Annotated in this window: 11 protein-coding genes; 5 read left to right on the top strand and 6 right to left on the bottom strand. The window is 51.1% G+C overall.

Annotated elements, in window-relative coordinates:
- The 6 genes from ACTS3T_RS22265 to kdpA form a co-directional block, all read right to left on the bottom strand.
- Positions 1 to 1,117, bottom strand: a 1,117-nt coding sequence (locus tag ACTS3T_RS22265) for a sensor protein KdpD (protein ID WP_377967274.1), incomplete at its 3' end; no start/stop codon positions are given.
- Positions 1,118 to 1,263: 146 nt separating this feature from the next.
- On the bottom strand, positions 1,264 to 1,836 hold the full coding sequence (kdpC, locus tag ACTS3T_RS22260; protein ID WP_377967272.1) for a K(+)-transporting ATPase subunit C: 573 nt from the start codon (positions 1,834 to 1,836) through the stop codon (positions 1,264 to 1,266).
- A gap of 139 nt (positions 1,837 to 1,975) precedes the next feature.
- A complete protein-coding gene (locus ACTS3T_RS22255) occupies positions 1,976 to 2,107 on the bottom strand; it encodes a hypothetical protein (RefSeq protein WP_377967270.1) in 132 nt (43 codons plus the stop codon).
- Positions 2,108 to 2,123: 16 nt separating this feature from the next.
- Complete coding sequence (locus ACTS3T_RS22250; RefSeq protein ID WP_377967268.1) at positions 2,124 to 2,375, bottom strand: potassium-transporting ATPase subunit F; 252 nt, start codon at positions 2,373 to 2,375, stop codon at positions 2,124 to 2,126.
- A gap of 249 nt (positions 2,376 to 2,624) precedes the next feature.
- Positions 2,625 to 4,709, bottom strand: a complete 2,085-nt coding sequence (gene kdpB / locus ACTS3T_RS22245) for a potassium-transporting ATPase subunit KdpB (RefSeq protein WP_377967266.1) — start codon at positions 4,707 to 4,709, stop codon at positions 2,625 to 2,627.
- A 64-nt stretch (positions 4,710 to 4,773) separates the two neighbouring features.
- Positions 4,774 to 6,480, bottom strand: a complete 1,707-nt coding sequence (gene kdpA / locus ACTS3T_RS22240; RefSeq protein ID WP_377967264.1) for a potassium-transporting ATPase subunit KdpA — start codon at positions 6,478 to 6,480, stop codon at positions 4,774 to 4,776.
- 773 nt (positions 6,481 to 7,253) lie between these two features.
- Between kdpA and ACTS3T_RS22235 the strand changes: the two genes are divergently transcribed.
- The 5 genes from ACTS3T_RS22235 (at position 7,254) to ACTS3T_RS22215 (ending at position 12,202) form a co-directional block, all read left to right on the top strand.
- Entirely contained in the window at positions 7,254 to 8,381 is a 1,128-nt protein-coding gene (locus ACTS3T_RS22235; protein WP_377967263.1) for a sensor histidine kinase, read from the top strand.
- Positions 8,378 to 9,052, top strand: coding sequence for a response regulator (locus ACTS3T_RS22230; RefSeq protein ID WP_377967261.1), 675 nt, complete (start codon positions 8,378 to 8,380; stop codon positions 9,050 to 9,052). Before ACTS3T_RS22235 ends, ACTS3T_RS22230 begins: the two co-directional genes overlap by 4 nt.
- 287 nt (positions 9,053 to 9,339) lie before the next feature.
- On the top strand, positions 9,340 to 9,615 hold the full coding sequence (locus ACTS3T_RS22225) for a hypothetical protein (protein WP_377967259.1): 276 nt from the start codon (positions 9,340 to 9,342) through the stop codon (positions 9,613 to 9,615).
- Positions 9,572 to 10,675, top strand: coding sequence for an SWIM zinc finger family protein (locus tag ACTS3T_RS22220; protein ID WP_377967257.1), 1,104 nt, complete (start codon positions 9,572 to 9,574; stop codon positions 10,673 to 10,675). Before ACTS3T_RS22225 ends, ACTS3T_RS22220 begins: the two co-directional genes overlap by 44 nt.
- 3 nt (positions 10,676 to 10,678) lie before the next feature.
- Complete coding sequence (locus ACTS3T_RS22215) at positions 10,679 to 12,202, top strand: DUF5691 domain-containing protein (RefSeq protein ID WP_377967255.1); 1,524 nt, start codon at positions 10,679 to 10,681, stop codon at positions 12,200 to 12,202.
- Positions 12,203 to 12,538: the final 336 nt, after the last annotated feature.

Below are 12,538 nucleotides of genomic sequence, written 5' to 3'. Positions count from 1 at the left end.
ATTGATCTGAATAGTTGTTAGCAATAACATGTAAATCGACTTGAGGCAATGCTTGCATTAATCGCTGTACGATAGAACCTTTAAAGAACAACTGAAATCGCGATCGCCGACTTTCTCCTAAAACAATTTGAGTAATATGCTCTTGGAGAGCAACCTTAACGATTGCGGGTACAATATCTGATGACTCAACTCTAATAAATTCCCCTGAAAACTCCTGGCATAACCGTTTGCAGGTTTCAATATGGAGAGCTTCTGATTTTGACAAAAATTTACCTGCAGGCGCTACAAACAAAACAAACAGTCGGCCATTCATATGGTTGCCAATTCGAGCCCCTCGCCGCAAAAGCTGAATGGAATTAGGGTAAGTCGAAATACATACTAAAATTCGTTCTTGGATATGGCAGTGAGCATTCTGAGCCGTTGCTATTGATTCTTCTTCGATGTTGTCAGCAATTTCTCGGAGAGCTAATTCTCTTAGCGCAATCAGATTACTGCGGCGAAAAAAGTTTTGCAGGGCTTGGTCAATCTTTTCAGGTGCATAGATTTTGCCCGCTTGCAGCCGTTCTTGCAGCATCTCTGGGGTAACATCGACTACGACAATTTCGTCTGCATCATCAATAATGCGATCGGGGATCCGTTCCCTGACGACGATTCCAGAAATGCGATGCACCAAATCGTTTAGGCTTTCTAAATGCTGAATGTTGACCGTTGAATAAACGTCAATCCCAGCCTGTAAAATTTGTTCAACATCTTGATAACGCTTTTCCCACTGAGAACCTGGCACATTGGTATGAGCCAGCTCATCGACCAAAACGAGTTGGGGAGTTCGCTGCAAGATAGCTGCCGTATCCATTTCTAGCAGCATCACTCCCCGACAGTTGACTCGTTTACGGGGAATTAGGTCTAAGCCTTCGGCTTTGAGAGCCGTCTCTGCCCGACCATGGGTTTCTAGTAAGCCAACCACCACATCGACACCCGCTTGCTTCAGAGCGTGTCCTTCTTCTAGCATTCGGTAGGTTTTGCCAACGCCAGGAGCCATACCAATGAAAATCTTATGTTTGCCTCGACAAGGGGGCTTTTGGGCGCTAGCAGGGTTGAGCGCGGCTGGTTTATACATGTGTAGGTGAGTGAGCAGGCAAAAATGTTAGCAAGAGTGGCGTTATATCAATTCTCGATTTTGGATTTTCGATTTTGAATTGAACAGTCTTGGCTCTGCATCCGTTTCGTCAGTCTCATCTGTACCTTTCTTTTGAAGAATCGGTATTAGAGCTGATCTAAGGCTAGGTTTAGCCCGACCGTATTGACGGCTGGTTCGCCAAAGATGCCTAAAAAGCGGCCTTCGGTATGCTGGGCGATGAGGGTTTGCAGCTTGTCGGGAGAAAGGTTACGAATGGCAGCGATGCGGTCAATTTGAGCCAGAGCGCTAGCCGGTGAAATATGAGGGTCTAGACCAGAACCAGAGCTGTAGAGTAAATCAGCGGTAAGTTCAATGTCAGCAGCCTGCAAAATTTGGGCTCTTTGCCGCACTTGCTCAATCAATTCAGGATTACTTGGCGCTAAATTAGTGGCTCCCGATAGGCCAGTAGGAGCCGCCTCTTCGCCTAGGCTGTAGTTTACGGGGCTGGGACGGCTCCAAAAGTATTCGTCGCGGCTAAAGGCTTGACCTATCAGACTAGAGCCGACAAGCTGCCCTTGAGTATTTATTATCAGGCTGCCGTTGGCTTGGGTTGGAAAGAGACTTTGTCCGATCGCAAAAATTAGCAAGGGGTAAATCAGGGCGGTGAGCAGCCAGAGGCCAACAGTGGTTCGTAGGCTGGTAGTGAGGTCTCGAATCATGGTTTTTACCTGGGGGACTATAAGCTAAAAGCAGAAAGCAGGGTAACAGACAGACAGAAAGCTCTTGGCGCAGGGGTTTGCAGCCAGTGAAGGGGCGGACGCTGGGGCTACAGCCATAGAAGCGGTTAAAAGTAGACCTTTAATGAGGAGAATTTTCAGTTTTCTTAGGATGTCGGCGGCGATGGCGATCGCGAATTCTCGCTAACGCTGCCTGTCGGATGTGGCGTTTCAGCCGACCTAATTGGATCTGTTCGTAGATTAGATTGAACATTCTTTGCCGCATGGATTTAGAATTTTTCGGGTTTGAGAATGACGGTGGTGAGATAGGCCGCTAAACCAACGACGACCAAACCCAGAAGCCCTAGAGCATAGGCATTGCCCCGACTGAGGCTATCGGTAGCGGCATAAAGGGCAGGGGCGATCGCCAGGTTCAAGCACAGAGCGATAAAGATCTTGAGGGCGATGCGAACACGGCGCTGCTGAAGACGTACCCGCCAGTCATTAAAAACTTCCAGTGGACGTAAGACAGACTCCTTCATGAGTCATTTCTCCAAAAACGAGGGTTGCTTAGACGTTCAAAGTTTGAACCGTTTACGCTCTTAGAAAGGCTGGTCGAAGCAGAGATAGATTTCCAGCAGGTATCGCTCAGCAAGCATTGCAACACTTCACTGGCGGCAGTGACAGAAAAACTTTCTGTCTGCCTGCTGGCCTCACCGCCTACCTTTATCGACAGTTGCCTGCTCCAAGTTTTTTGTGACGGATTGATTGGTAGGGGCATTCAAAATCGCCTACGCTAAGCCAATGCTGCCAATGATGAGGTCAATTAATTTGATGGCAATAAAAGGAGCCGCAACACCACCGAGGCCAAAGATCAGCATGTTGCGCTGCAGCAATTGGTTGGCAGTCAACGGACGAAATTGCACGCCTTTCAAAGCCAGAGGAATTAGAGCAGGAATAATCAAAGCGTTATAGATCAAGGCGGATAAAACGGCAGATTGGGGGCTGTTCAATCCCATGATGTTGAGCGCACCGATGCCTGCTGGTGCAAACATAGCCGGGATAATAGCGAAGTATTTGGCGATGTCATTCGCTAAGGAGAAAGTAGTCAGTGCCCCGCGAGTAATTAGCAACTGCTTACCAATCGTCACCAGGTCAATTAGCTTGGTGGGATCGGAGTCAAGATCGACCATATTGGCAGCTTCTTTAGCCGCCTGAGTCCCAGAGTTCATCGCCAGTCCTACGTTAGCCTGAGCCAGAGCCGGAGCATCGTTGGTACCGTCGCCTGTCATTGCCACCAGCTTGCCTGCTGCCTGTTCTGCCTGAATCACCTGGATTTTATCTTCTGGGGTAGCTTCGGCAATAAAATCATCAACCCCGGCTTCTCTGGCAATTACCTCAGCGGTAATGCGGTTATCTCCTGTCAGCATGATTGTGCGAACTCCCATGCGCCGCAACTGGTCAAACCGTTCATGAATACCGGGTTTGATCATGTCTTTTAGGTAAATCACCCCATAAATTTCGTCGTCTTGACAGAGAGCCAGCGGCGTCCCTCCCAAACGAGAAACCTGTTCAAATGCCTGATCTAGCCCTTCTGGTACTTGGCCACCTCGGGAGCGAACAAAGCCCCGAATTGCCTTCACGGCTCCTTTACGAATTTCGCTGTCGGGCAGGTTTGTGCCGCTCATGCGCGTCCGGGCTGAGAACTCTACCGCTGTTGCTGTATTTTTGTCGAATGCAATAGTGGCTCCTTGCTGTTGAGCCAACCGCACAATGGATTTCCCTTCAGGGGTTGCATCAAAGATGCTGGCCGCCAGCGCCACCGACGCAACTTTCTCCTGACTGTGACCATTTAGCGGCATAAATTCTTCGGCTAGGCGATTTCCCAAAGTGATGGTTCCGGTTTTGTCTAGCACCAGGGTGTTGATGTCGCCACAGGCTTCAACCGCTCGCCCCGAAGTTGCCACGACGTTGAATTGCGCCACCCGATCCATTCCGGCAATACCAATGGCGCTCAGCAAGCCACCAATAGTGGTGGGAATCAACGCTACCAGCAGCGCAATTAGAATGGCAACGCTGACGGGACTGCCAATGTAGGTAGCTAGGGTTGTTAAGGTTGCCACCACGATTAAAAACACCAGGGTTAGCACCGCCAGTAGCACTGTTAAAGCAATTTCGTTAGGGGTTTTGCTGCGCTCAGCCCCTTCGACTAGGGCAATCATGCGGTCGATAAACCCTTTGCCAGGGTCAGTTGTCACCTGAATGATCAACTCATCTGAAATAATTTTGGTGCCGCCCGTGACAGAGCTAGCGATATCTGAGCCAGCTTCCTTCAGCACGGGAGCAGATTCGCCAGTAATGGCCGATTCATCGACCGAGGCGACTCCATCTAGCACTTCACCGTCGGCAGGGATAACGTCGCCTGCGAGCACCTGGATGCGATCGCCCTGACGCAAGCTAGTGGAATAGACTTTTTCAATTGAGCCATCGGCCAAAATCTTGCGAGCCATCGTCTCTGATTGGGTGGAGCGTAGCGCATCGGCCTGAGCCTTACCCCGACCTTCGGCTACTGCTTCAGCAAAGTTGGCAAATACGACGGTAAAAAGCAAAACAAGGGCGATCGCGCTGTTAAACAGAACTGGGTTATCAGGCACCGGGCCAAAGAGTCCGGGGTTGAAAGCCAGCAAAATCGTGATGATCGTGCCGACCCACACCACAAACATGACGGGATTGTTGATCATCACTCGCGGATCGAGTTTGAAAAACGCCGCTTTAAATGCCCGCTGGTAAAGACCAGACATGTTTACTTTGGGCGTGTGTCGTCGCTCGTTACGCGGCCCACCGGGTTGGGGGCGTGATGGGGTAAAACTGGTCATAGCTTTGATGCGATAAAAGGACTAAAAACCGACAGGGTTCAGCCAATCAATCGATGGCTAGAAACTAGAAACCAGCAGTGACTTCGGCGGCGGCTTTGGCGATCGCAAAGCCTTCTGCAATCGGCCCTAGCGCCAACACAGGCAAGAAGGTCAACGCCCCCAAAATGAGGATGGTGCCTGCAGTCACACTCGTAAACAAAATGCTGTCAGTGTAGAGGGTACCTGCCGTTTCTGGCACAGGTTGTTTCTGAGCCATACTGTCGGCTAGGTAAATCAAGGCAACGATGGGCACATAGCGACCCACCATCAACGAGAAGCTGGTACTCAGGTTCCACCAGAGCGTGTTATCGCCTAGCCCTTCAAAGCCGGAACCGTTATTGGCTGCCGCAGAAGCATATTCATAAATCACCTGAGAAACGCCGTGAAAGCCAGCGTTGCTGATACCCGCCAGCGTTTCTGGAAAGGCCAGAGTAATCGCACCCGGAATCAAAATTGCGATCGGATGCGCCAGCAGGATAATGCTGGCCAAGACGATTTCTCGTTTCTCAATCTTGCGGCTGAAAAATTCCGGGGTGCGCCCCACCATCAAGCCCGTCAGAAATACGGTCAAAATCAGAAAGACAAACAGGTAGGCCGTGCCTGTGCCCTGACCGCCCCAGACGATTTGCAAGAACATATCAGAAAGGGTCGTAAACCCACCAGGCGGCATGAGGGAATCGTGCATTCCATTCACCGCACCGCACATGGTTCCTGTGGTTGAAACAGCCCAAAGTGCCGTAAGTGCCCAGCCAAAGCGCACCTCTTTGCCTTCTAGATTGGGAGCCTGCCCGCCCAAAATGCTGTTGACCAACGGGTTGCCCTGAAACTCGCCTACAGCAGTGATCCCAACAAGAACAGCATAGAAGACAAACACCATGCCAAAAATGAGCCAGCCCTGGCGAGGTTTGTCTGCCATGATGCCATAGGTCAAAATCAGCCCCGCCGGAATGACCAGCATGATGAGATTGGTCAGCAGATTCGTAAAGTTATTGGGATTTTCATAGGGGTGAGCGGAGTTAATACCGAAGAATCCCCCCCCGTTTTCGCCCAACTCTTTGATGATCTCAAAGTGGGCTACTGGGCCACGAGCAATATATTGAGTTGCGCCTTCTAGCGTTTGAGCAACTGCTGGCCCCGCGAAAGTCTCCGGTACGCCAGCAATCAAGAGGGCGATCGCCCCTACTATTGAAATCGGCAGCAAAATTCTCGTAATTGACAAAGTCAGGTCAACGTAAAAGTTACCCAGCGTCTTCCCGCTCAAGCCACGAATAAAAGCGATCGCGACGGCAATGCCCGTCGCTGCCGAAGTAAACATCAAAAAGCCCAGTGCCCCGACCTGAGAAAAGTAGCTATAGGTCGTTTCGCCCGCATAATGCTGCTGATTTGTATTAGTTACAAACGAAATGGCGGTATGCAGCGCTAAATCCCAGCTAGGAGCAACCAAATTGGTCGGATTGAGTGGCAACGCTGCTTGCAGCATCAAGATCAGGTATACCAAAACCCCCATCACGCCGTTGCTGACCAGTACAGCTCTAACATATTGCCCCCCCGTCATCGATGCCTGATGAGCAAAGCCCCCAGTAGACGACAAAAAGCGCTCTAGCGGAACAGCAATCGGATCGAGAACTGTTCTCTGTCCCCTAAAAACCCGTGCCATATACCTTCCTAAAAAAGGCGCTACTGCCAACAAAATGGCTAGAGCCATAGCCAACTGAAAAAAGCCTTGTATCATCAGAAAGCTCCTAATCTAGAAAACAAAACATCCAGAATTAAAGCCACCATTAGATTGCCTCAGTAATTTAAAGCACGGCTGACTTCGTTCCCGAAAAAATCTTCATTTTTGGTACAGATGATCTTTTGAAAAAATCGCTATCGCGTCACTCTACTGCTAAAAAGTTGGGTTTTCACAAATGGCCATGCAGTAAAAATTTTCATCAAACCCAAGTCATAAATTTGTCACTCTTAGCGTCAAACCTCCTAAATAGCGGCAAGTTGCTGACAGAAAATCTTTCAGTTTACCTTCTGCTCTCAGCTTTTGCCTTGAGCTGTAGAAACTCCGTCTGCCGTAACTTTGGGTCTAGGTAGAGGCTTTTACCGCAAATCTCCTTCAAAGGGTGTTTGAAAAGCCAAGGGTTGTGATTTTAGGCATTCATCGATTCCCCTTAGCCCCCTAAAAAGCAGGAAATCATCAGCAATTGTTAGCTACCTAGAAAAAATTATACGGGTTCACTCTGCTTAGCCTCTGAACTCATTCAACTAAAGCTAATAGTCTTACTATTTCGCCTTTTACATAGCTTTGACAAGGTGTATAAGCGCGTTTATACCGAATTTATACGGCAAGGATTAGTTGAAAAATCTCAATACGTTTAGCCCCGTTTAGATGAAACTAACCAATGCCTATATCATTTGATATAAATTCAATGATTGATTCAGCTTAGCTCTTAAAATAAATTGACAGACATTTGAGTCGTTCATCATTTTTTAAGTATTGCTCAAGCTTCTCCTATGCCCCGGTTTAGACCTGTCTCCTACTTCGAGCAGTTAATCCAGGCTCGTCATCGCATTCACTGGCTGATTGGGATTATTTTTGTTTTGGTCATTTTGCTGGAGTACAGCACGCCCCCGCCTTATATTTTTGGTTATCTGTATGTCGGAGCCGTCCTAATCGCGAGTACCCAACTCAGTCGTCGAGCCACCATTGGGGTAACTACTGCCGCGATCGCTTGTACTGTACTGAACCTATTTATTCCAGGCGTGGCCACAGTGACGCCTGACACCATCGCTAATCGGGTGATTACTGTCTTGGCCCTAAGCGTTACAGGCTGGCTCGGCGATCGCCTTCAGGCGTACGAGCAGGCCATTACTCGGCAACGCTTACAACTCCAAGCCCAGGAACAACTCGCCCAAATGCGAGAAGATTTTGTCTCAACGTTGACTCATGATCTTAAAACTCCCCTGTTAGGAGCCTTGGAGACGCTACAAGCATTACGCCGGGAAAACTTTGGCTCGATTTCACTGGCTCAACGCCGGGTTTTTGACGTGATGACCCGCAGTCATCAAAAGACGCTGCAACTGGTTGAAACGCTGATGGATGTTTACCGCAACGATGCCGAAGGGTTAAGGCTGCACTCTCAACGGGTTGATCTGCTGATCCTGGCGGAGGAAGCCGTAGCAGATGTTATTCCTCTGGCAACATCACGCCAGGTTCATCTGCGGGTGAACAATGAAAATTCTGATTTTCGCCGTTCTTATTATGTCAATGGCGACGCCTTTCAGCTCTCGCGGGTACTGGTTAATCTGCTGTCAAATGCCGTCAATCATTCCAGACGAGGCCGTTCTGTACAGGTGCTAATGGGGGCTAACCACGATTATTGCCAGGTGCAAATCATAGATGAAGGGCAGGGCATTCCCGCCGATGAGCTACCCCATTTATTTGCTCGCTTTTATCAGGGTCAAAGCGATCGCCAGACGAAAGGCACAGGGCTAGGACTCTACCTGAGTCGGCAAATTGTAGAAGCCCACGGTGGTCAAATCTGGGCAGAGTCTTACCCTAAGGGCGCAATCTTCACGTTTCGCCTGCCTGCCTGGGTTAACGAATTACCTTTACCCCCTATGAGCAAATCGACAGCATGACAGTTCCCCTCAAAGTTTTATTAGTTGAAGACGACGAACTGTTTCGGCTGGGGTTGGCTACCCGACTCCAGCAAGAAGCGATGCTAGAAATTGCCGCCGAAGCCGAAGACGGAGAAACTGCTCTCGATTTGGTCATGCAGCAGACATTTGACATCGTGATTTTGGACGTGGGTTTACCCGGCATGGGTGGGGTAGAAACCTGTCGGCAAATGAAGCAACTGCTGCCCCAATTGCCCATTCTGGTGTTAACCTCCCATTTTCAACCCCCGCTGATCAATCGCCTCATCGCAGCCCAAGCCCAGGGCTATTGCTTGAAAGGAGTGGCTGCCGAATCGTTGATTTTGGCGATTCAATCAGTCGCGGCAGGTGCCTCCTGGTGGGATGCCCAGGCAACTGAGCAAATTCGCGCTCAGTTTCAACAGCCGATAGCTGAGGTGCCTCAATCCGCCCCAGAGCCAGATAATCCTCTAACGCAGCGAGAACGGGAAATTTTAGCGCTGATTGCCAGCGGCAAAAGCAATTCCGAAATTGCCGCCTCTCTTTACATTGCCGCTGGTACGGTTCGCGTTCATGTCCACGCCATTTTGCAAAAGCTGGCGGTGCGCGATCGCACTCAAGCCGTCGTCATCGCGCTGCGCAATGGGTTGATCGAAATCGAAGGTGTCAGCTAATACGCTATTGGGAAAAATCTCCGATCGCGCGTGTCGCCACAACCGCCAGCAGTCATGCCAATTGATTTGCCTACAAACCTGAACTAAAATCACGAGCCAGATTCTGAAGCCGCCGCGTTTACGATACGGTCGGGTTCTTTTGGAAAGTGCGCCGTTGGGAAGCTGACTACAGCATAATAGGGTCAGCAAAAGGACGCGATCGCTTGAGGCAAAGGGGAGCTGCTATGTATCAGCACGCCTGCGCCGATGAGTTTGCAGTAAGGGGCGCTGATGTCGGATAGGTGGCTATGACATGGACATCTGAGCAAGTGCTGGCGCTATCGCCGGATGCTAGCTCTACCAAGAACGGCAAAGCGCTAGCCAACGTCGCCAAATGGCCACTGCTGGGCCGATCGGATCAAGCTGTGTGGGGTGAATGCAAAGGCAGTGGCAAAACCCCGTACCGGACGCAGATTGATTTGAGTGAGCCTGCTTTTCGCTGTAGCTGCCCTAGCCGTAAATTTCCTTGCAAACAATGCGTTGGGGCTGTTTCTGCTGTGGAGCGAACAAATAGACGCGGTTGAGCCACAGCCGCCGCCGGAGTGGGTAAGAGAGTGGCTAGCGAAGCGATCGCAAACCCACCAGCAACAGGCGGTCAAAACCGCTAAAGCTAGCGATTCGGCGGCTCAGGCTAAACGTGCCCAGCAGCGGGCGGCTAAGGTTGATGCTGGGTTAGCTGATTTAGACCAGTGGTTGCAAGACATTGTCCGGCAGGGATTAGCTGCCTTGCCCAGCCAACCCTACCACTTTTGGGATCAGGCGGCGGCTCGTTTGGTCGATGCTCAAGCACCTGGGCTAGCGCGGCGGCTGCGATCGCTAGCGGGTATGCCTCATTCTGGTCAAAACTGGCCGGAACGAATGCTGCGATCGCTGGGTCAGTTGCACTTACTGGTGCAGGGCTATAGACGGCTAGAAACGCTATCGCCTGCTATGCAAGCCGAGGTGCGATCGCAAATTGGCTGGCCTCAATCTCAAGAAGATTTGCGGCAGCGAGCCGAGCAAGGTGACCCCTTGGTAACGAGTGCGAAAGATATCTGGCAGGTGCTGGGTCAGGTGACGTTTGAAGAAGAGAATCTCCAAGGGCAGCGCCTATGGCTTTGGGGGCAGCAGTCTCAAACCTCAGCATGGGTACTGAACTTTGCCCACGGCCATCAACCCTTAGCCGCCAGTTTGGTACCTGGAACCTGCTTTGAAGGTGAGCTAATTTTTTATCCAGGAACGGGTTTGCAACGAGCCTTTGTGGCTTCACAGACCAACCCCCTGCCTCAGCCCGCCAGCCCACCAGCGGCTGACTCCATCGAGGCGGCATTCAGCCGCTACACCCAAGCCCTTAGCCAAAACCCCTGGTTAGAACAGTATCCGCTGAGGTTGGCACAGGTGCAGCCCGTTGCTCAAGGCGATCGCTGGTGGCTGCAAGCGGCCACTGGCGCTGCCCTACCCCTGTCACACCGATTTCAGCAACCCTTAGAACTGTTTGCCGTCAGTGGGGGGCACTGGCTGACGGTCTTTGGCGAGTGGGATGGCGAGGCTTTGCTGCCTTTGAGCGTATGGAGCGAGACGCAGTTTCTGGCAATGGGGAGCTAGCAGATGAACCCGTGGCAAACGCTCGTAGCTACAGCCCTGGTAGGGACAGGCAAACAAGCGCCCGTCTTGCCTGAGGCGGCAGCAGCCTTAAAGGCAACTTTAGAGCAGCTTGACTGGAGCCAGCCAGAACAAGCTTTGCTAAGCGCTGCAGGGGCAATAGCGCTACACCAGCAGGTGGGGCAGCAGCCACAAAAACCAAACTGGCCGACCGTTGAGCCTTGTGCGTTAGATGATTTGCCTAATATTGAGCGGGCAACAGCAAAACAGCTAGAAACGGCGTTGAGCAGCTACCCAGCGGTTTTACCAGAACTGCTGTCGTTGATCGCTAAGGCAGGACAGCGGGTGCCAGCGCAGCAGCTACCGCAGCTATTACACTTAGGCCAGCAAAAAGTCGAACTGCGGCCTCAAATAATCGCGGTGATAGGTAAACGGGGGCAGTGGTTGGCCACCCACCAGGTTGACTGGGGCTATGCCTGCTTGGGAGAAGCCGATCGCTTTTTGCCAGATGCGGCAGCGGCTCAGTCAATTTGGCAGTCAGGCCAGCGCAGTGAGCGGCTGTGGCTGTTGCAGCGGTGGCGACAGTCAGACCCAGCAGCGGCGCGGGCGGCCTTAGAAGCGGTTTGGTCAACTGAATTAGCCAAGGAGCGCGAGGTTTTTGTTGGTGGGTTGGCCATCAACTTAACGATGGCGGATGAGCCATTTTTAGAGGCAGCGTTGAGCGATCGCGCTAAAGGAGTCCGACAAGCGGCAATCAATCTGCTGGTTAGCTTGCCAGCCTCTCGTTTGTGTCAGCGGATGGCCACTCGGATACAGCCGCTGGTTCAGTTGCAAACTCAAGGTCAGACGTTAGAGGTAGAGGTCAACCTACCCGACAGCTACGCGCCCGATTGGGAACGTGATGGCATACAGGCGACAGCAGGTTCTGCTCAAGGCGATCGCAGCGCATGGCTAGAACAAATATTAGCTGCCACACCACTCGATCGCTGGGGAGAAGCGACCAAAGCGATTCAAGCGGTCAAAGGCCATCTTTGGCAAAAGCCGCTGATGTTTGCCTGGGGGCTGGCTGCTCATCGCCAGCAGCGAATAGATTGGGCAGTTGCTTGGCTGGGGGCGCTGGATCTACAGCAACCAGACGAACACTTAGCAGAAAGGCTTTTGGCATTGCTGCCGCCGCCGCAAAAAGAACAACAGCTACGCGATCTATGGCCTAGCGGTTCTTCTCAAGAAGTCTTGATTCGCTGGTTATCTCTGGCGGCTCAAAGTTCTCAGCCGTGGAATTTAGCCTTTAGTCGTTGGATATTTGCCCAACTCGTACTTTTACTCGAAGACCAGCCCCGCAACGTTTACCTCCTTGTTCAACAAATTCAAAACTTGCGACTCACCCTCCATCCTGACCTGGCACCTGAGGCGACAACCGCTGTAGACAGGCTTTCTCACCAAACTTCGTTGCCACCCTACTTAGAAAGCTATTTGCTGGAACTACTGGCTTACTTGCGTTTTCGTCAGCAGATTTATCAAGTCTTCTAAACCCGTCAGGAGCATTTCGTTTCTGCCTTTGCCTTAAAGTTCTCTACGAGAGCTTATCCGTTATTTTTCAGAGGTTTCAGCCATTTCCCCAGGGTCTGATGGCAACTTTTTCTCAGCAATAGCTAAAGGGAGAAGGAAAGCTGTTCGGGCAGGGGCTTTCAGCCAGTAAGGGGCTTAACGCTGGTTGGCTACAGCGATAAGATTGCCGTTTTGAGCAAGTATATGAGCGATCGCTTTTTAGCTTCCCGATATCTACCCCATCAGCCCCTAGTTTTAGATACATGAGCCGCTCATCAGCGTGTTCTCAGACTTCTCAGCAACCCGTTAAGCCATTTT

It is taken from the genome of Almyronema sp. (assembly GCF_052168255.1).
In the GTDB taxonomy this organism is placed as follows: domain Bacteria; phylum Cyanobacteriota; class Cyanobacteriia; order Phormidesmidales; family Phormidesmidaceae; genus Sphaerothrix; species Sphaerothrix epifaneia.
This window is presented reverse-complemented; position numbering and strand designations above follow the sequence as displayed.